This is a genomic window from Spirillospora sp. CA-128828, from assembly GCF_050945415.1.
GTDB lineage: Bacteria > Actinomycetota > Actinomycetes > Streptosporangiales > Streptosporangiaceae > Spirillospora.
Map to the genome: position 1 here is coordinate 3046875 of NZ_CP191986.1, position 19814 is coordinate 3066688.

11 protein-coding genes are annotated in these 19814 nt (G+C 73.5%); 3 read left to right on the top strand and 8 right to left on the bottom strand.

Annotation, left to right across the window (positions count from 1 at the left end; all coding sequences use genetic code 11):
- Positions 1-20 precede the first annotated feature (20 nt).
- Positions 21-794 carry an enoyl-CoA hydratase-related protein gene (locus ACQPXG_RS15180; RefSeq protein WP_433468317.1) on the top strand — a complete coding sequence of 258 codons (774 nt, stop codon included), beginning with the start codon at positions 21-23 and terminating at the stop codon, positions 792-794.
- A 5-nt stretch (positions 795-799) separates the two neighbouring features.
- Here ACQPXG_RS15180 and ACQPXG_RS15185 read toward each other — a convergent pair whose 3' ends face one another.
- The 6 genes from ACQPXG_RS15185 to ACQPXG_RS15210 are packed head-to-tail and all read right to left on the bottom strand — an operon-like array spanning position 800 to position 15256.
- Positions 800-1747 carry a hypothetical protein gene (locus ACQPXG_RS15185; RefSeq protein ID WP_433468318.1) on the bottom strand — a complete coding sequence of 316 codons (948 nt, stop codon included), beginning with the start codon at positions 1745-1747 and terminating at the stop codon, positions 800-802.
- A 43-nt stretch (positions 1748-1790) separates the two neighbouring features.
- Positions 1791-3338: a WD40 repeat domain-containing protein gene (locus ACQPXG_RS15190; protein WP_433468319.1), complete on the bottom strand. Its 1548-nt coding sequence runs from the start codon at positions 3336-3338 to the stop codon at positions 1791-1793.
- 8 nt (positions 3339-3346) lie between these two features.
- Complete coding sequence (locus ACQPXG_RS15195; protein ID WP_433468320.1) at positions 3347-4999, bottom strand: hypothetical protein; 1653 nt, start codon at positions 4997-4999, stop codon at positions 3347-3349.
- A gap of 2 nt (positions 5000-5001) precedes the next feature.
- The gene (locus ACQPXG_RS15200) at positions 5002-9228 is read right to left on the bottom strand and encodes a hypothetical protein (RefSeq protein ID WP_433468321.1); all 4227 of its coding nucleotides are present in this window, start codon (positions 9226-9228) and stop codon (positions 5002-5004) included.
- A complete protein-coding gene (locus ACQPXG_RS15205; protein ID WP_433468322.1) occupies positions 9225-12686 on the bottom strand; it encodes a hypothetical protein in 3462 nt (1153 codons plus the stop codon). The genes ACQPXG_RS15200 and ACQPXG_RS15205 overlap by 4 nt, the downstream gene beginning before the upstream one ends.
- Positions 12683-15256 (bottom strand): DUF6603 domain-containing protein, encoded by a 2574-nt coding sequence (locus tag ACQPXG_RS15210; RefSeq protein ID WP_433468323.1) that lies wholly within the window; start codon positions 15254-15256, stop codon positions 12683-12685. Before ACQPXG_RS15210 ends, ACQPXG_RS15205 begins: the two co-directional genes overlap by 4 nt.
- Before the next feature lie 365 nt (positions 15257-15621).
- On the opposite strand from ACQPXG_RS15210, the gene ACQPXG_RS15215 reads away from it, so the two are divergent.
- Together ACQPXG_RS15215 and ACQPXG_RS15220 are read left to right on the top strand one after the other, a co-directional pair.
- Positions 15622-16134, top strand: coding sequence for a matrixin family metalloprotease (locus tag ACQPXG_RS15215; RefSeq protein WP_433468324.1), 513 nt, complete (start codon positions 15622-15624; stop codon positions 16132-16134).
- 13 nt (positions 16135-16147) lie between these two features.
- Entirely contained in the window at positions 16148-17167 is a 1020-nt protein-coding gene (locus ACQPXG_RS15220) for a HEAT repeat domain-containing protein (protein WP_433468325.1), read from the top strand.
- 45 nt (positions 17168-17212) lie between these two features.
- On the opposite strand, the gene ACQPXG_RS15225 is transcribed toward ACQPXG_RS15220, so the two are convergent.
- Complete coding sequence (locus ACQPXG_RS15225) at positions 17213-18412, bottom strand: acyl-CoA dehydrogenase family protein (protein WP_433468326.1); 1200 nt, start codon at positions 18410-18412, stop codon at positions 17213-17215.
- Positions 18409-19647, bottom strand: a complete 1239-nt coding sequence (locus tag ACQPXG_RS15230) for a CaiB/BaiF CoA transferase family protein (protein ID WP_433468327.1) — start codon at positions 19645-19647, stop codon at positions 18409-18411. The genes ACQPXG_RS15225 and ACQPXG_RS15230 overlap by 4 nt, the downstream gene beginning before the upstream one ends.
- Positions 19648-19814 lie beyond the last annotated feature (167 nt).

Here is a 19814-nt window from a genome sequence, read left to right on the forward strand (position 1 = left end):
TCTGACGTAACGTCTGGACCATGAGCGAAGACAATGACGTCCTGCTTCATCGTGACGGACCGTTCACCACGATCACCATGAACCGGCCGCGCCGCCGCAACGCCCTGAGCCGCACGTTCCTCCTTGAGCTCACCGACGCGTTCCGCGAGGCCGGGTCCACCGACGCCCGCGGCGTGATCCTCGCCGCGAACGGCCCGGTCTTCTCCGCCGGGCACGACTTCGCCGACATGGCGGGGGCGTCCCACGCCGACGTCCGCGACCTCCTGCGGGTCTGCACGGACCTGATGCGGACCATGCAGTCCATCCCGCAGGTGGTGGTCGCCCGCGTGCACGGCCTGGCCACCGCCGCGGGCTGCCAGCTGGTGGCGAGCTGCGACCTGGCCGTGGCCGCCGAGAGCGTCGGCTTCGCCGCCCCCGGCGGCAAGGGCGGCTGGTTCTGCCACACGCCCCTGGTCGCCATCTCCCACAACGTCGGCCGCAAGCGCGCCGCCGAGATGGCGCTCACCGGCGAGATCTTCGACGCGAACACGGCCGCCGAGTGGGGCTTGATCAACTACGCGGTCCCCGACGACGAGCTCGACAAGGCGACCCAGGACCTGCTCCAGCGCGCGACCCAGGGCAGCCCCCGCAGCAAGGCGCTGGGCAAGCAGGCCATGTACGCCCAGTTCGACCGCCCCGAACAGGACGCCTACACCTACGCGATCGAGGTGATGGCCGCCTCAAGTCAGACCCCGGAAGCCCAGGAGGGCATGACCGCCTTCTTGGAGAAGCGCCGCCCCACCTGGCCCGCCTGACGAACTCATGGACGCGCGCGTTGGGTGGCGAGTTTGAGTTGCTGGTCGAAGGCTCCCCGCGTGAACTGGAAGTGCATCAGGTCGCCCGACTCCGCGCCGAGATGGCAGGCTCCCCAGTCCATGCCTTCGGCCGTCAGTGCCATGACGAGCGAGCGGGGGAGGTGATCGAGGAATCCCTCTCCGGGGTCACCGCCGGTGAAGGGCCGGTCCTCCATACCGGGCGCGCCGACCCGGGGGAGGGTGGGGAGCGGGTAGATCTGGTCGCGCAGCCCGGTCAGGTCGTTCAGGACGAACCCCGGGCGGTTGGCGAGATGGGTCCAGTGGGCGACCACCGCGGGCTTGAGCAGGATCGCCGCGGGAAGCCCGAGGTGCGGGTTCGCCCGAGCGAAGGCATCGATGTCGCTCAGGCTCATCATCATGAAACGGAAGTAGGTCTTGAACGCCTCGCTCTCTTCACGCAGCCGGTCGTAGACGTCGGCGACGTTGGGGCCGGCCGACTGGCCGAGCGAGGGGATGACCGAGTCGCGATGCAGCATGGTCCGGGCGATCGCGTGATAGACCGGCCCGATCGCCAGGTCGAGGTTGTGTTCACCGCGCTCGTGGATGAGGTACGGCGCCTTGCCGCCCGAGATGTCGAGGCAGAATCCCCAGCCGTGCCCGGGAACCGGCGGTTGCGGGCCGGCCGCGGCCTGGTCGAACTTCCTGAGCCCTTGGATCCCGACCACCGAGCTGCGGATCTCGCCCCGCTCGGACGGGCTCAGCCGCGACTCGGCGCGGCGCAGCAGATCCCGGAGTTCGCCGATCACCCCACCGGGGATGGCGAACCCGACCCAGCCGCCGGGGAACGCCTGTGCGGTCTCCGCGGCGACACGCGCACAGAAACCGTCGTAGGTCTGATCCGCCTTACCGGTGAGGGCGTCCAGCTCGATTACGATCTTGTCCAATATCGTCATGTTCGCTCCTCAGGCCGGGCGCCATCCTCGCGGGCGGTCGTGTTCACGGGAGTTCGTCGAGTCTGCGCGCGATGGCGACGGCCTCCTCGGCCAGTTCCGCCCTGCGTTCGTTGCGGCCCATACCACCGAGCATCCAGCCGATCGGGTCGTGGACCCACGCGACGAAGGTGGGGCCGTACGTCGCCAGATCCTCGTTGACCAGCGGCCGGAACACATCGAGGGACTCGTTGAAGTGATCGACGGCCTCGCCTTGCCTGGCGGGGATGGAGTAGAGGGCGATCCCCCAGTCCAGCAGGGCCAGGGCGAGGACTCTTTTCTGTTCGAGTTCACGTGCGGTGCTCACTGCTTCCTCCGCGAGGGTGGCTCGCCGTTCGTGGCGGCCGTCGGCGCCGAGCATCCAGCCGATCGGGTCGTGTATCCAGGCGATGAGTGTGGGGCCATGGGCGGCGAGGTCCGTGCCGGCCAAGGGCCGCACGGCGAGGAGAGCGTCATCGAAGTCGGCGAACGCCCGCGGGTGGTCGCCCGCGTTCCATGCCTCGACGCCGGCATTGATGAGTGCGCTCGCGAGCGTGGTGACCCAGCGGCGATCGCCGGCGGGCACCGGCGCCGCGGGGACGCCGTGGTGCCAGACCGGTCCACCTGAAGAGGGCCGGACGTGCAGGGTCCGGTCCCGCGGCCGCCAGAGGGCCTCGTCGGTCCGCTGGTCGGCGTCGTAGTCCGCCGGGACCGGGACGTCGCCCGGCTCCGGGACGAGCACGCCCGCGCCGCGGCTCCAGCGGCGGATCACCCCATCCCGTCCGCCGGCCACGATCTCGTCGTCGCCGGGCGTCAGGGCCAGCGTCCAGACCGCGCCGCCGCAGGTGAGCGGGTCACCGGCCGGCCGTCCCGTCAGGCTGCCCCACCGGCGCACGGTGCCGTCCAGCCCGCCGGTGACGATCTCGGCACCGTCGGCGGTGACGGCCAGCGCCCGGATCCCGCCGGGGTGACCGGGGCTGATCTCCCCCGCGGGCTCCCCGGTGATCCGGTTCCAGCGGCGGACCACGCCATCGGCCCCGCCCGTGACGATCTCGGTGCCGTCCGCGGTGACCGCGAGGGACCAGATCGATGCCGGACGGTGGAACGACGGTGTCCGCCGCCCGTCCCAGCGGGCCAGCGCGGCGCCGCCGGCGATGACCTCGGCACCGTCCCGGGCCGCGCCGAGCGCCCACACCGGGCCGTTCAGGGCCAGCGAACCGGCCCGCTCTCCGGTGTTCCGGTTCCAGCGGTGGATCGTGCCGTCCTGTCCTCCGGACAGGATCTGCGAGTCGGTCACGGCGAGACTGCGCACCCAGTCCTGACCCGCGTCGATGGGATCCGCGAGGGGGCGTCCGGTCCGCCGGTCCCAGCGCCGGACGGTGCCGTCGCTGCCTCCGGTGACGATCTCGCCGCCGTCGGGGCTGATCGCCACAGCCCAGATCGTGCGGCGGTGCGCGGCGGCCGGCTCGCCCAGCGGTTCTTCCCGCTCGCGATGCCAGCGGCGCAGGCCGCCGCCGGTGTCCGTGCTGACGATCTCGGTGCCGTCCGGGGTGAGGGCCAGTGCCCATACCGACATCGAGTGCTTCACGGGACGGCCCCCGGGAGAGCCTCGTCGAAGGCCAGGCCGCTGGCCGCCTCACCAAGACCGGTGCTCACGCGCCGTGCCGTCCACCGGTAGAGCCTGCCGTCCCGGCCACGCGTCGCCACCGGTACGCGCGTCACGGTGAGCCCGGAACGCGGCAGCTCCTCCTCACGTATGTAGAACCGCTTGCGGGACGGCTCCAGCAGCCGTCCGACAGCCTTCACCTGGGGCTTGCGGGTGCCGTCGGCCCGGTAGTGCGGGATCTGGCCGCGCCGGAAGCGGATCGCCGGCGACCCGGCCGTCAGCGGCACCGGAACGAGCGGGATCCAGTGCGGTGGAACGCCGGTCACCAGCCGGTAGGCCAGCCGGTCCGCCGACGCCGGGGGCGGCTCGTCGTCGTGGCGTTCGCCGGAGCGCCGGCGGGGCCGCCCGTCCGCCCCGCGCACGGTCCGCTCGACCGCCCAGGCCAGGTTGGCCATCTCGTCCCTTGCCATCAGGACCTCCTCCACCGCGGCTCCCTCCAGCTGTGAGAACCCCGCGGACAGCAGGGCGAGCAGGGGAGGCCCGGGGCGGCCGGTGACGGAGTCGGTGTGGCGGAACATCGACCAGGCCGGGTCCTCGACGGGCGGGACCGCCAGGGTGTCGCCGAACGTGTCGGTGACCGTCAGGCCGGTGACCTGGTGGAGGCTTCCGACGGGCAGGTCGACCGGGATCACCCAGTGGTCGTCGCCGTACACGTTGGCGAACTCCACGACGAGCAGCCTGGCCAGGTCGGGCGGCCCCGCGCCGACGGCGGGCAGGTTGACGTGCCCGTCCTCGAACTCCCACCACCGGTCCGACGGCATGCCGGGGTAGGTGGCGCGTGTGGGGAGCGTCTCCAGGGTCGTCGTCCCGGCCGTCGTCGCGGGCGTTCCGAGGGTTCCGCCGCCGAGGTCGAGCTGGTACGGCTCGACCTTGCCGCCGCCGTACTCCGGGGCGGCGAGCACCCGCTCGGTCCCGTCCAGGGACGCGCCGACGCCGAAGCGATGCTCCAGCCGTTCGGCGACCCAGCTGGAAGGCGGGGTGGCCGGGGCGTGCTCGGCCGCGAACCAGGTCCGCCAGGCGCGGGCCGCGGCATCGAAGCGCTGCCGCTGCGCTGCGGCCATGCCGGCGGGACGCCACCCGTCGGCCAGTCGTTCCTCCAGCTCGCCGCCGTCGGGCGCCCGGCGGGACAGCACCCGGTACATGCTCTGGCCCGCCGTGTCCACGGGGTCCGGTTTCCGGAGCGGGCACTTCTCCAGTACGGCGGCTCGGAGCTCGCGGTCGATGGCGCCCAGGAATCGGAGCCCGGCGCGGGCCGCATCGCGCATCGTGAACTCGCGGTCGTCCCCCTCGACGAGGAATTCCAGGGGCACGCCGTCCGGCAGCGGGAGGGCGGCCTGCGCGTTCTCCGGCCGGAACCGGGTGAAGGGCGCACTGGTCACCTTCAGCTGCGCCGCGACGGGAGAGCCGCCGTCCTCACCTTGGAACTCGGCGAGCTGCCACTGCCGCGCGAGCAGGAACAGCGGGTCGGCGACCCTGGCCTCGACGGCCTCGTCCAGTTGCCCGCCCGTTCCCGGGGGCCTGGTCATCGGCTCCAGCCGGTGGAACTGCGCGAAATGCAGCCCGTCTGGCATGCTCAGCCCTCCCTCTTGAGCATCTCGGCGAGGACACCGGTGACGACCATGTGCCGCATCAGCTGCTTGAGGTCGATCGAGGGTGCGGTGCCGAGGGCGGTCTGCGGCAGGTACAGCGCCGGGAGATAGCGCCCGAGCCAGCCGATGGAGCGCAGATCCACGAGTCTGAGCCTGGCCAGATCGAGCGTCTCGCCGACGACGGAGGTGAGCGCGTCGACCGTCCACGCCGCGCCCGGCACGGGCGGCACCGCCAGGAGCACGGCCTGCGGTGGTCGCGCGCCCGGAGCGTCGTAGTGGAACGAGACCCCGGCCGTGTGCCGGGGCGCCGGGATCACCTCGGTCCAGGCGTCCACGACGAGCACCGCGACCGGTCTGGAGAAGTCGAGCCCGTCGGGTCCGTGGACGGCGAGCCCGGTGCCCGGCGCGGGATGCGTCCCGACCCAGTGATCGCCCGCGTGGAACGGCGTCTGGCCGATCCGCAGCGGGTGTCCGGTGCCGGCTGCCGCCGTGTAGAGGACCAGGTCGGCGAGGGCGGCCGTCGCATCGTGTACCGGGGCCATCCGCTCCAGCCAGTCGTCGGCTCGCGCGTCTCCGCGGTCCAGGCCGGGACCGAACGACGCGGTGAGCGCGGCGCCGTCGGGCGGGGTGAACGGCTCGACGGCCCGGAACCCGGATCCGAAGACGGCTTCGAGGACGCCCTGGGGTGTTCGCGCCGCCTCGGCCGCCTGCACTCGCGCCTGACCGGCCTGTACGGCCCCGGCGGTCTGCTCCTCGGGATCTGCGCCCGGCAGTGGCGGCGCGGCGACGCCGTAGCCCTCCAGCTTCCCGGGCTCGTTCAGGGCGGCCCGCAGGCCGTCCAATGCGGCATCGGCCCGTGCCTTGAGGCTCGTCGCCGGCTGCGGACCGGGTGGGGGCGTGGCGGCGGGCGGTGCGGAGGCGGAGGCGAGGTCGGCGGCCGTGCCGGGACGGCCCGCCGCCAGTACCGCCGCGACCGCCCGGCCGAGTTCCTCGATCTCGGACACCGGCCAGTCGAACACCGGCGCCGTCCCCGGCGGCACACCGGGCGGGACCGGGATCCGCGCCGCCAGGGCGGCGCGCAGCGCTCCCGCGGCGGCCAGCGCCGCCACGTCCAGCGCGCAATGCTCGCCGAGCGGCCAGTCGTGCTCGGTCGTCAGCTCGCGGGCGTCGAACGACCAGGTTGCCCGGAACCGCCCGATCCGGCCGAGTTGATGCCCGGCCCAGGCGTCCAGATACGGCTCGGCCTGGGCGCGCGGCCGGGCACGCTGGGCCGGGTTCGACCACCCGGGTGCGGGCGGCAGATCCGCTGGGACGGCGATCAGGACGCGGTGGGTGACGGGCAGGCCGGACCGGGGTTGATCGAGCAGTTCAGGGCGGGGCGGCGCCTTGCCGCCCGCGGCGAGCGTGTCGAGCGTGGCGCCCGCCCGGTCGGGGTTGCCGTTCACGAGCTGGTGCACGCTCTCGGCCAGGAGCAGGTCGGCGAGGGCGTCCACGTCGTCGTGGAGAGCGCGCAGCGCCGCCTCGACATGCGGACGTTCGGCCGCCGCCGGGGCCAGCCCGGCCAGGACATCGGACACGGGCTTGTCGGCGAGCCGGGCGCCGTCCACGACATCGTGGGCCGCGACGACCTCCTGGGCGCCCGGACCGGGATGCAGCACACCGGCCAGCGGCGCCATCTTCCGCAGTGGGGCGATGAACCTGTCGAGCTCGACGTCGTGCTCTTCCCTGAGGTCGTGCAGCCGCCGTTCGAGCCGGTAGCCGAGGAGAGCGCCGAGCGGCTGCCCCTGCCGGACACCGTCCAGGACGGCCATCGCCGCGCGCATCCGGTGTGAGGACAGGTCGACCGCGAACGCGCCGGGATCGGACGGGTGTGCCCGCGCGCCGCTGCGCAGGATCGCGGCCGTGGTGGCCTGAGCGATGGACGGGGCGAGCACGTGTCCGTCGCTGCGCCGGGCCTCATCGCGCGGAGACAGGTCCTCGACCCAGCCGTACGCGCCGAGCTGGAGCCCGGTCGGGCGGCTCTCGCGCATCGCCGCGAGGCGGGCCGTGGCCTGCGCCGTCACCCAGGCGTCGAGGCGGTGCGAACACAGGTCGAGGCATTCACCGAAGAGCCGCTCGACCTGCGTGAACGCGTCCCCGCCCCGGTCGCGCCAGGTACGTGCCCGCTCGCCGAGGTACCGCAGGGCGGCGTCGATCTCGGCGAGCCGGGCGCTCCACGGGCGCTCCACCACGTTGAGCTTCAGCACACCGTTGAACTTGGCGGCCGCCGTGGCGACCGATCCCGCGAGCGTGGCGCGGTCGGCCTGCAGGGTCTGCTCCACTGTTCCGGTGGCGACTCGCATAGCGAGGGTGGAGGCCGGCGTGACGGCCTTCAGCGACACGCGCGCCCGTTCGGCGATGCCCGGCGCCAGGGCGGGCGCGAGCAGCACCTCCGGCATCGTGAGCCTGGGCCGTGCGAGCAGCCCGCCATGGTGGGCCACCGCCGCCGCTGCCCGCGCGTACTCGATGTTCGCGGCGTGCCGCAGCATCGCCTCCAGCAACGTTCCGGCCTGATCGGGGCCGACGGCGAGGCCGGGCACGTGGAACCGCTCGACCACGTCCTCCAGGAACCCGGCCAGCTTGTCGACGGCGTCGTCCCCGGTCAGGCGGGCGTAGGGGATCCAGAGACGGGTGGCCTTGGCCTCGTTCTGGTGATGGGTGATGACGGGGTCGTAGCGGAGACCGAGCCCCCGGTTCAGGGCGCGCGAGATGACGGTCTCGACTCCGCCGCGGCAGCCGTCCGTGATGTTCAGCAACGTGTTGATGAAGCAGGCGTTCAGCGCACCCCTGACCGTGCGTACCTCGGCCGCCCGCGACACCGGGGCGACGCCCAGCGCACGCAGCACGTCGCGTTCCGGCTTCGGGAGGTCGAGGGTGTCATCGTCGTCGTCGGGCCCGCCGATTCTGGGGACCTGCTGGACGCCCGTTCGCCAGAACGGCCACACGGTGGTGATCACCTCGTGGAGTGCGGCCAGTGCGGGCGCTTCGGCGTCCGCGTCCGGCTGCCATTGCCGCGTGGACGTGACCGGCAGGATCCCGTACGGCTGCCGCCCGAGCCGCAGGACGGGCAGCGGCCCGCGCGCCCGGACGTGGTCGGCGTAGTGGGCGCGCAGCCACTCACGGTCGATGCCGAGCTCCTCCGTCTGGGACTCGCTCTCCAGCAACTGGTCGACGAAGTAGTCGCCGGTCGCGCTCCACAGCGCGAGCTGCAGCGCGCGGGCGTCCGCCTGCTCGGGTTCGGCCGCCCCCGGCAGCGCGGCCAGCGGCGCGGTCGCGATGCCGAGCGCCTGCGCCGTGACGACCGCGTTGACCAGCGGATCCTCCGGTACGGACGGATGCAGCAGCTCGTCCGCGGCGGGCGGCGGGTCGGGCTGCGGGCCGTCCGCCGTGTTGTTCGTCGGTGTGCCCTGCGGCACGAACGCGGCGGTTCCCGCGGCCGCGTGGCCGGACAGCAGGCCGGCGACGCGGCCGGCGGCGGCGGTGGCGTCGAGCGAGTCCGCCACGCCGACCACGATCACCCGGGACAGCAGGGGCCGCCGCGCCGGATCGAACCCGGGACGGTCGAGCGGCACCCGGACGGCGAGGCCACTGGCCTCGGCCTCGCCGAAGTCCACCATCCACCGCAGCCCCTCGTCGGGGGCCGTCCCCGCGGCGGGGTTCGGGTCGGGCCCGATCCGCACCGTGCCGGGCACGGGGCCGCCGGTAGCCTCCCCGGCCAGGAGCGTGCCCTGATAGGCGCGGGCGACGAAGACGTCCGGCAGGGTCGACGCGGTCGCGGCGTTCCCCCATCCGGCGGGTCTGGCGGCGTGGTCCGGAAATGCCGGGGTCGCCGCCGGATCGGGCTGCTCCGGCCGGTCGTCCACCGGCGGGGCGAGGGTGCGTGCGACATGCCGGGCGCGGGCCGGGCCGAGGGTTCCGGCGAGCTGGTCCCACGCCATCCGCGCCGCCGCGTCGTCGTGCCGCCCGGCGCGCCACACGGCCGTCCAGTAGCGCCGCCCTTGCTGCGCCTCGCCGTCCGTCAGCCCTGGGTCGTGCGACTGCGCATGAAGGTCGTCGGGGAAGATCCGGACCAGCAGCTCGGCGCCGCGCAGCCGGGTCTCCAGGCGAACCGGGGCGAGCATCAGCGGAACCCCGGTGTCCAGGCGGGCCAGGTTCGGGTCGGCGCCGCTCATGCCGGCTCCTCCAGGAGTTTCGCGGCGGGCAGGACGACTCGTACGGGCTGCTGAAAGCACTGGCGGGCCGCCCCGGACGAGCCTCCCGCTCCCCAGACCAGACCGCCGTGTCCGACGTTCGGCCGCACCGTCCCGGGGGCGTGCGTGGCGGCGTCGAAGGCCTCCTTGCCGTCGAACAGGTGACTCCAGTCCAGGTTGTTCCAGTCGTCGGCCAGGTTCGGCGGGACGGTCTCCGGCGGCGCCTGGTACGGCCGGCCCCACAGAGGGTCCTGCTCGGGCGGGTCGTCGATGCCGAACCGGGGTTCGGAGGGCTGCTCGGCGATCACGAAGCACCACGGCGTCGCCAGCAGTTGCTCCCTGGTCAGGTCGAACCCGAGGAAGGCCGTGTCGGGGTCGAGCGATCCGCGGAAGAGGTAGTGCACCGCGCGGGAGTCGTCCGGCTCACGGTCCAGGATCGGCGCGGCGTAGATCAGGGCGCCGGGGTACCGCCGCAGCAACGCGCTGCGCAGCACCAGCACGATCCGGGCCGGGGGACCCGCCACCTGCTCGCCCAGAGCGGGCGCGCGGTCCCAGCCGTGGATCGGGCCGATGTCGGGCGCCTCACCCCAGAACGCGGAGAAGTAGGTGCCGCGCTGGTCGGTCGGGTATTCCCGCCAGCGCAGTTCGCGGGCGAACTCGTGATTGAGGCCCACGAGGTACGCCGCGACGAACGCCGGGTTGGTCACCGCCAGGGTGGCCGTGTCGGGCGGGACGTGTTCGAGCCCGGCCAGCAGCCATTCCGTGGACTGTTCGGCGAGTGGCGGCCACATCGGTGCGGGGAACGTCGGCGCCCACTGGACGGCCTCCTCACCGCCCTCGACCCGGGAGCCGACCACGGTGGGGATGGCGCGCGCCGGATCGGTCAGCTCCACCACCGCGTCCACCGCCCGCGCCGCGGGGAACGTCTCCCGTGCCGGAACCGCGGGGGCGTCGGGAGGCAGGACGAGCAGATCGTGGATCTCCACGGCCATCTGCTTGGCGTCAGGCGGAGTGACGTCGAGTACGGCCGGGGCGGGGAGCCGCCCTGACTGCCGGTCGAGGAACCCCGGGTCGAACACCCGGTCCAGCGCGATGCCCCGCTCGGGCCGCCAGCCCTCAAGGACGCCCGGAATCCCCTCCGGTGTCCAGCCGCCCTCGCCTTGGGGCGCTCCCTCGGACAACTCCCAGCCACCGGCGCACTCGGTCCGCCAGGTGCCGGACGTGCCACTCGCGTCCCAGTCCCAGGTGCCCGGGCAGCGGCCGTGCCAGGCACCGTGGCGGCCTTCGCGGGAGCGCCACGAACCGGTGAAGACGCCGTCGGAAGTGATCCCCGCGCCCTCCCAGGTACCGGTGCACAGCCCTCGCCACTCGCCCCGGTCGCCGTCGCACTCCCAGTCCCCGGCGAACACGGCCTTCCACGTGCCGTCGTAACCGGCGCCGGACACGCTGTCCCAGGTCCCCTCGAAACGGCCCCGCCAGGCACCGGTTCGGGCGCCGTCGCGGGTGAACTCCCCTGTGCTGTCGCCCCGCCAGGACCCGGCGTCGAACGCCGGAGTGGAGTCCCATGGGCCGGTCCAGGCCCCGGTGAACGCGCCTCCCTGGGCGGCGGGTCCGGGGCCGGCGCCGAAGGCGGCCAGCGCCGACGCGGCGACGCGGCCGTTGGGGAGGCGAAGCCCGCCGTCCGGCAGGAGGCGCGCGTCCCGGTAGTAGGCGGCGGGCACGCCGATCTCCGGTACCTCGGCGAGCCGGAAGGCCGAGTCGAGGGTGCTCTGCTGCAGGTCGGTCGCCGCGGCCAGCCGCTCGGTGGGCACCTCGCGGGCGGCGGCCCGCAGGGTGGCCTGCGCCGCCAGGTCGCTCCAGGTGTACGAGCCGACGACCTGCCGTACGGCCTCCAGGCGGGCGCCGGAGACCACCTGCTCGGGAGCCGGCCGGAGCGCCACCGTGCCGTCCGGGTCGCGGCGGGCGACCTTGAGCCCGGCGGCCGACCCGGCCACCGCGGTCAGCGCCGAGGCGAACGGCACCCGCCGCAGCGCGCCCGCCGCGGCGACCCGCCTGCTCAGGCTCCCGTGCGGACGGGTGGCCCGCCGGAACCCGACGGTGGCGAGCGCCGTCGGCAGCGCGCTCGACTCGACCAGCCCGCGCAGCGTCCCGGCGCCGACCGGTGCCCTCGCCTGGAGGGGGGCGGCCAGGTGGAGCACCTCGTCGGCCGACAGTGTCCGGACGTGCCTGCCGTGCAGCCGTGTGCTCACCAGCCGGGCGAGCCGGGCCAGGTCGACGAACCGGTTGGCCGCCCGGATGTCGGCGAGCTGCGTCCAGGCCGAGGCCATCAGGCCCTCCTGCTCGCGCTGTACCGAACGCGTGCCGAGACCCGCGGCGACCCGCCAGCGCGGGTCGAGGTTGAGCGTGTCCAGCCAGCCGGTGGCCGCGGGGTCGACCCGGGCGGGCGGCCGGTGGAACCCGCCGTACAGGGGCGGCGTGACCAGTGGATCCTCGTCGCCTTCCGCGTCCGGGTCGCCGGCGTCTCCGGGCCCGGCCAGGACCCCGGCCAGACGGGTCCGCCATGCGGCGCTCCCTGGTGTCGCCGGCCACGGCTCACGCGGACCCGCGCCGGGCCGGCGCAGGGCGCTCTCGACCCGCTGGGTGATCTCGCCCGGCCCGTCGAACAGGCCGGGACGGCGCACATCGAGCGTCCGGGTGCCCACCGAGTCGGGCAGCGGCCAGGGCCGCAGCCGTGTGGCCAGGGTCTCGAAGTCGCCGCCCTCGCCGGTGGCGAACGTCCAGGAGAAGTAGACCGGCAGGACGGCCTGGCCCGGCTGGGGCCAGGCGGGCGCGAGGTCGCCGCCGCCCGGCTCACCGAGCCCGGCTCGCCGCCCGGCCTCGAAGGCGGGCACGACGCAGGCCACGTACGAGGTGTGCGGCGACAGGCGGCGCGGGCACAGGAGCCGGGACACCGTTCCGCGCGGGTCGCCCGCCAGGACCTGAGCGTGCGCCCACAGGTGGAGGGTGGCCGGATCGGGAAGCTCGTTCGCGGGGACGCGCAGCACAGGGAGGCTCCGTCCCGTCTCCCGGACCGGACGGAAGTCCTGAGGCACGCAGACGAGCGCGAGCCAGGGCCGCAGGGCGCCCGCTGCGCCGGGCGCCAGCGGGGTGAACATCCACGGCAGGTCCTCGCGGTCGAACTCCACCAAGGGGAACCTGGTGGTCTCCGCGTCGGGGGTTCCGGGCAGCGGATAGACGCGGACGATCTGCCGCTGGTCCAGGGCGCGCACGTCGGCGGGCCCGTACAGGTCCATCGGCACAGGCAGCGGGGCGCCGCCGGTCACCGAGATCGACGCGCCGAGCCGTCCTCGGACGGGGGCGGTCCGCCGCAGGTCGTCGGGGTCGGCGAGGGAGGCGGCCGCGCCGGAACGGGCCCAGGACAGGAACGTGTACTCGGTCACGTGCGCACCTCGTAGGCGGGGACCGTGGAGAGCTCGCTTCGGAAGGCGATCGCGGCCTTGGCCTCGGTGAGTGTGGCGGTACGAGGAAGCGCGCCCTCCTCGGTGAGCGTCCCGGCCTTGACGATGGCGTACGACTGGGCCTTGAGGCGGCTGGGTGCGGGCGGCGCCGCGTATCTGGTCCGTTCCGCGTGCACGGCGCTGCGCGCGACCGCGCTGTGTGCGAGCGCCACCGCCATGGCCTGGTCGGTGACGAGCCAGCGAGGCCGCGGTTCGGGGTCATCGGCCCACTTGGTCTCGTAGCAGACCTTGGCCTTCTGTGCGGGCGCCCCAGGGGCCGAGGCGGGCGGGGCGAGCTCGGCGCCGGAGCGGAGCTTCTCGAAGGCCGGTTCTGTCAGCTTGGCCTCGTCCGGCAGGTCGAAGAAGTCGGCGCGGGCGAAGTCGTCCCGCACCGGCACGGCCGTACCGGAGCCGCCGATGAACGCGACCGTGACGTCGAACGCACGGGCCTCGGGCAGCCTGCCCGGGCCGAATCTGGTGATCGGCACGCCCAGCGGAACCACCCGCTGGGCGAACCTGACCCGTCCGACCGGATGCAGCAGCCGGTCGTCGGCCGCCAGCGTCACCAGGGATCCGCCCTCGGGCGGCAGCAGCGGGGCCCAGTTGCGCCGATCGGCGGCGGCCTGCTCCAGCAGGCGCGCCACATCGGGCGGGGGCGGCGCGGTGACCTCGTGGGTGCAGCCCCAGTGCTCGTCGAAGCCGAAGCTGACGTCGAAGAAGAGGAACGAGACGCTGGCCCGCCCGGCCGCGTGCCAGCAGGGCGTCGGCCCCTCCACCCTGACACGGATGTCGACCGCGCACAGGCTCGCCCCCGCCACCCGCAGGTCGAACGCGCCGTACAGGTCGAGCATGACGCCGAAGCTCGGCTCCCATCTGACCAGCGCGTCGAATCCGAGCCGCCCGCGGACGCCGGTGCCGCCGGTCCCGATGTCGGCGGTGAGCGAGGCGCCCGCCTGGACCGTGCCGGGGGTGATCGCGAAATAGCCGGTGAAGATGATCTTCAGGAAGGGGCTGTCGGCGATCGCTATGGACAGCCGTTTCGGCACGGGGAAGCGTTCCGGCACCGGGAAGCGCGGGTGGAACCCGCCCGCGGACAGCACGAACGACTCGCCCGCCTTCATGCGCAGCACCAGCCCGCCGTCGATGGGCGAGAGCAGGAGGCGCGATCCGGCCAGGTCGCCGGTGAACTCCACCAGGCCGTCGGCGGCGTCGATGTACCCGGCGATGCCCGCTCGCAGATCGATGATCGGCGCCTCCGGATGGGGGAGGGCGATCCGCAGCCGGCCGAGGATCGCGACGGCCCCGCTGGGCAGCTCCAGTACCACCCCGACATCGGCGGTGACGAACGAGTGCGGGCGTCCCCAGCCGAGCCGGAACGTCGGCCCGGCCACCATCCCGCCCGGCCGCCGCCGGAAGACGTCCTCCAGGGTCGCGAGGATCTGCGGCGCCGCCGCGGCGGGATCGGCGGGGAACAGGATGTGGTCCAGCTGGCCGGCCTGCACGGCACGCGCGAGCCCGTCGCGGTCGATCGCGTACCCGATCCCGAGGATCCCGCCGACGGCGTTGAGGGTGAGCGCCAGACCGAGTTCGAGCGGGGGCGAGAACTGCGCGCTGATCACGACGAGCAGCGAGAAGGGGTCGGTGCGGACGATGCCGTAGGCGTGGACGTCGATCGCACCCAGCGAGAGCGCCAGCGCGCCCGCATACCGTCCGTCACGGTTCTCCAGGAAGCCGGCGCCCTTGGCCGGGCCGAGCGCCAGGCGGAGCCCCGCACCCGACGGCGGCACAGGGGCCAGCCCCTCGGAGGTGACGTCCGCCCCCACGTCGTGAACCGCGGCGTCGGCGACGCCGAAGAGCGCGGCCCCGAACGCGACCGTCACCCGCAGCCCGCCGGCGCGCGGCGACAGGTGCAGCGAGGGCGCGGACAGGCCCGGCGGCGCGCTGGTCAGCCGCGGTGTCACTCCGTCCCGCCCGCCGCCGTCGAAGGCGACCCCGGTCGCGTCGATCCGCCCCGTCACCTCGCACTGGAAAGCAAGACCGCCGGGGACCAGCATCCGGACGAGGTCATCGCCCGGCAGGCCGACCGACAGGCCGTGCACCCCGAAGACCAGCACGGACGCGGCCGGATCGGGCGGGATGGTCAACCGCAGGGTGACCGTCATGGCCTGGAAGCCGGCGACCGGCCGCACCGGGCCGACTGAGAAGTCGATCACAAACTCGGCCGGCACGGGACCGGGTGCGACGATGACCTGATCGCCCGCCCAGGAGGCCACGCCCGGGATGTCCAGCCGCGGCCCCTGCGTCACCCCGGGAACGAGCACGTTCACCAGGGCCGGCCACAGGCCGCCGGGAGCCGCCGCGGCGGCGAGCCGCACCATCAGGGCCTTGGGGGTCAGCTCGGCGACACCGAGCACCCGGGCCAGTTCACGGCGGCGAGCCTCCGGGTCGAGCCCGGTGAACGCGGCCGATGCGAGGCCCGCGCGGAGTTCCGCCGCGAGTCCGGCGAGGCTCATTGATGCGCCTGCGGGGTCGCGAGACCGAGGTGCCGGTCGAAGACCCACTTGATGAAGTGGAAGTGCACGAGATCGCCCCCGGGATATCGAGACGGAACCCCAGCCACGTCCTGGAAGCGGAGGCCCACACACTTTGGCCGATGGTCGCCGGGCCAATCCCTCAAGGCAAGGGCAGGACTACCCAACGGCCAAGTCCGGCCACGTACTGTCACCTGACTGCGTGTCGTGACAGATTGCCCTTACAGGGGCGACCTGCCAAATAGTGACGCCGGATGGGAGGCGCTATTGCGTAGGTCGGCAGTGCACTATCTGTGAGCCTGTGATCGGGGGCGCTAATGCCGCATGTAAGCATCAACCTGATCTACGTGGGCTGGGAGAACTTCACCAACGACGACCTCACGGTGATGAACGACGCCACCTGGTCCGCCCGCCGCATCTACTGGCAGGTCGGTTTCGACCTCTTCGGGTTCTTCACCTACTCGATCCCGCTCGCTCAGGCGCAGGGCTACGCATATGTCGATCAAGATTCCGAAGCCGAGTGGCTGACCTCCCAGTGGTCGATTCCCAACGACGGGATCGACGTCTTCCTGGTCAAGGGATATGCGGGACCTACGGCAGGACTTTCTCCCGTTACAGGGCCGTGCGACAAGAATCTGGCGTGGCCGAGTATGACCGGCGCAGTGGTGGAGATGGCGGGCCCTGCGACGAATGTCGGCCTGGCCCACGAAATAGGGCACTACCTCGGGCTCGCCCACGACAACGATCCGAACAACCTCATGTACCCCTCCGTGGACTCTGGGGGACCGGTCGCGGATCCGCGGCTCACCTTCGGACAGGGCGCCCAGATCGCTCAGCACTGCTTCACCCGCCTGCCGTGAGGAGCCCCTGATCATGGTGTACGTCGATGTCCCCGCCCGCCGTCTCCGACCCGAGCTGCTGCGCGACGCGGTGCGCGGCGACGCCGCCGACCTGACGGCGGCGTCGGCCTTGAGCCTGCTGGCCAACCATGACGTCGACATCCCCGACCGGGCGGGACTGCTCCAGGAGACCGTTGCGGCGCCCGACGTCACCGACGCGGTGCGGGCGGCCGCACTGAGAACCCTGGCCCACCTGGAAGCACCCCGTGCCGCGGAAACCGTGCGCGGGCTGCGGGACCCCGGGGAACATCTCACGGTGGCCGCGGCCACCACGATCGGCCAGCTCGGAGAGCCCGGCGACCTGGCCGTCCTCGACAGACTCGAACAGACCTACGCCGCCAACGACCTGATCAAGAGCCGGGCCGAGTTCGCCGCGGCGCTGCTCGCCCATCGCTTCGGGCTCCCCGAGCCCGCGGCCCGCCTTCCCGCGGTCGACGGTCTGCCTGCCCCCGGCGCGGCCTCCACCGCGTTCGTGGCGGCTCCCTCCGGGGCGCTGCGCACCTCCGACTTCCTCGCGGCCGTGCACCGCCGGCTCCCCTGGGTGGTGCCGGAGGAACACGTCCTCTTCGACGTGGCGTGCGGCGGGCGGGTCCTTGGAGTGGCGATGCGCAAGGATCTTCAGGACGGGACGGCCCGGCGGCGGCTGTTCGAGCGTCCCGATGTCGCCGCCGTCGTCGCCGCCGAGAACCTCGAGCACGGTTCGGTGTCCGTCGCCCTGCTCGTCCTGACCCGGCCAGGGGAGGACGGGCGGCTCACGGTCGCCGTCACCCGCACATCCGGCGACCAGGTCTACACGGGCGATGCAACGTCCCTGCCTGACGGAACCGTCACCGCCGAGCTGCGCGCGGTCCGCCGGCCGGGAAACCCCGCCTGCGCCGTCCGGGCCGTGCTGTCGGACACCGGGCTTGAGATCTTCGGCCGGGCGGGCTTGACCACCGTTGAGCCGCGGCGCGTGCCGGACCGTCGCCCCGAAGCGGATCCGCCGTTGCGTTGAAGAGGCCCTGCCTCGGCAGGCGAGGCAGGGCCTCGGGGATCTTGGTCAGCCGCGGAAGGCGGGGGTTCCCGTCAGGGCCTGGCCCAGCACGAGGGTGTGCATTTCGGAGGTCCCCTCGTAGGTGAGGACGGACTCGAGGTTGGCCATGTGGCGGATCACGGGGTATTCGAGGGAGATGCCGTTCGCGCCGAGGATGGTGCGGGCGGTGCGGCAGACGTCCAGCGCCTCCCGGACGTTGTTGAGCTTGCCGAAGCTGACCTGGTCGGGCCGGAGCCGGTGCTCGTCCTTGAGGCGGCCGAGGTGCAGTGCCACCAGCAGCGCCTTGTGCACCTCCAGTGTCATGTCGGCGAGCTTGGCCTGGGTCAGCTGGAACGCCGCGATCGGCCGGCCGAACTGCTCCCGGGACTTGGCGTAGTCCAGCGCGGCCGCCAGCGCTGAGCGGGCCGCTCCCGTGGCACCCCAGACGATCCCGTACCTGGCCTCGTTCAGGCAGCTCAAGGGCGCGCGCAGGCCGGTGCCTCCGGGAAGGGCGGCGGAGGCGGGCAGGCGGACGTCGTCGAGGATCAGTTCGCTGGTGACCGAGGCGCGCAGCGAGAGCTTGCGGTGCATCAGCGGCGCGGCGAATCCGGGGGTGTCGGTCGGGACGACGAATCCCTGGACGCCCTGCTCCGTCCGCGCCCACACGACGGCCACGTCGGCGATCGACCCGTTGGTGATCCACATCTTGCGGCCGTTCAGCACCCAGTCGCCGCCGTCGCGGCGGGCGGTGGTGCGCATCGAGCCCGGGTCGGATCCGGCGTCGGGCTCGGTGAGGCCGAAGCAGCCGATCGCCTCGCCGGCGGCCATCCGGGGCAGCCACCGGCGCTTGTGCTCCTCCGACCCGAACCGCCAGATCGCGAACATCGCCAGCGAGCCCTGCACCGACACCAGCGAGCGGATGCCCGAGTCGCACGCCTCCAGTTCGAGGCAGGCCAGGCCGTAGGCGACCGCGCTCGTCCCGGCGCAGCCGTAGCCTTCCAGATGCATGCCGAGCAGGCCCAGCTTGCCCATCTCCCGGGCCAGCTCGCGGGCGGCGGGCAGTTCGCCGCGCTCGAACCAGTCCGCGATGTGCGGGGTGATGCGGTCCGCGCAGAAGCCGCGCACCGTGTCGCGGACGGCGAGTTCCTCGTCGCTCAGCAACGCGTCGATGTCCAGCGGGTCGGACGGGTTGAACGGGGTGGTCACTGGCGGGCCCTCCTGGGTCATCGTTTCTCCTCGGACGGGGTCGGGCGGTCGGGGAAGGGGCCCGGCGACCGCAGCCACGCGCGGATCGGGTCGCCGTGCTGGTTCAGGTCGGGGGGCGGGAGGGGCGGCCCGGGGGCCGCCCCGGAGAACGTGATGGGCGAGCGCACCTGCGGCGGGTGCCCGTCGCCGACGTCGAGCAGGGGGGCGAGGCCAAGCTCGACGGCGAGTTCGACGGCGGCGGGGATGTCGTTGACCCGCGCGCAGGCGATCCCCGCGGCGGCCAGCTCCGGTTCCCATTCGCGGACGCCGCGGGCCGCCAGCGCGTCCTCCAGCCGTTCGGCCAGCTCCGCGCGGTGCGCGACGCGGTCGGCGTTGGCGGCGAACCGCGGATCGCCGGCGAGGCCGGGCAGGCCGAGCACCTCGGCGAACCGGCGGAACTGCGCGTCGGTGCCCACGGCCACCGCGAGCAGCCCGTCCGCGCAGCGGAGCGTCTCGTACGGCGCGATGCTCGGGTGCCGGTTGCCCATCCGGACGGGCGCCTCGCCGGTCGTCAGGAACGCCGACACCTGGTTGGCCAGGCCGCCGAGCAGGCTGGTCAGCAGGCTCACCTCGACGTGCCCGCCCTCGCCGGTCAGCCGGCGGCCGCGCAGCGCGGCCAGGATCCCGATCAGGGCGTCCTTGCCGGTCAGCACGTCGACCAGGGCGACGCCGACCTTCATGGGGTCGCCGTCGGCCGCGCCGGTGATGCTCATCAGGCCGCCCGCGGCCTGCGCGACGAAGTCGTACCCGGGCAGGTCCGCTCCCGCCGCACTGCCGAAGCCGGAGATGGACGCGTACACCAGGCGGGGGTTGAGCTTGCGGGCGCCGTCGTAGTCCAGCCCGTGCCGGGCGAGCACGCCGGGCCGGAAGTTCTCGACCAGCACGTCGGCGCGGCGGACCAGCTCCGTGGCGACCTCGCGGTCGGCGGGGTCGGCCAGGTCGAGCGCGATGCTGTGCTTGCCGCGGTTGAGGCATTCGAAGTAGGAGCTGGAACGCGCGGTCCACGGCGGCCCCCAGCTGCGCGTGTCGTCGCCCTCGCCCGGCCGTTCCACCTTGATCACGGTAGCGCCGAGGTCGGCCATCGTCATGGTGGTGAGCGGGCCCGCGAGGACCCTGCTGAAATCGGCCACCAGCAGTCCCGCCAGCGGGCCGTCCCCGGTCGGCTGATCGCGCACACGCGCATGCTCGGCCGGATGCTCGCGCTGGTGCTCACTCACGGCCGGTCTCCGTCCTCCCGGCGGATGTGCCAGGGGTCGGCGGCGCGCTCGGCGACGAGCCGGGTACCTGGATGCGGCTCAGGGCCGTGCCCGGATCTCTGCTGGCGGAGACCGCAGTCATTGGCGGCTCACTTTCGTGGATCGGCATGGAGGGGTGGTCGGGACGG

Excerpts from the sequence above, each read along its gene's own strand:
- ACQPXG_RS15180 (WP_433468317.1), top strand. The coding sequence starts at position 21 with ATGAGCGAAGACAATGACGTCCTGCTTCATCGTGACGGACCGTTCACC.
- ACQPXG_RS15185 (WP_433468318.1), bottom strand. The coding sequence starts at position 1,747 with ATGACGATATTGGACAAGATCGTAATCGAGCTGGACGCCCTCACCGGT.
- ACQPXG_RS15190 (WP_433468319.1), bottom strand. The coding sequence starts at position 3,338 with ATGTCGGTATGGGCACTGGCCCTCACCCCGGACGGCACCGAGATCGTC.
- ACQPXG_RS15195 (WP_433468320.1), bottom strand. The coding sequence starts at position 4,999 with ATGCCAGACGGGCTGCATTTCGCGCAGTTCCACCGGCTGGAGCCGATG.
- ACQPXG_RS15200 (WP_433468321.1), bottom strand. The coding sequence starts at position 9,228 with ATGAGCGGCGCCGACCCGAACCTGGCCCGCCTGGACACCGGGGTTCCG.
- ACQPXG_RS15210 (WP_433468323.1), bottom strand. The coding sequence starts at position 15,256 with ATGAGCCTCGCCGGACTCGCGGCGGAACTCCGCGCGGGCCTCGCATCG.
- ACQPXG_RS15220 (WP_433468325.1), top strand. The coding sequence starts at position 16,148 with ATGGTGTACGTCGATGTCCCCGCCCGCCGTCTCCGACCCGAGCTGCTG.
- ACQPXG_RS15225 (WP_433468326.1), bottom strand. The coding sequence starts at position 18,412 with ATGACCCAGGAGGGCCCGCCAGTGACCACCCCGTTCAACCCGTCCGAC.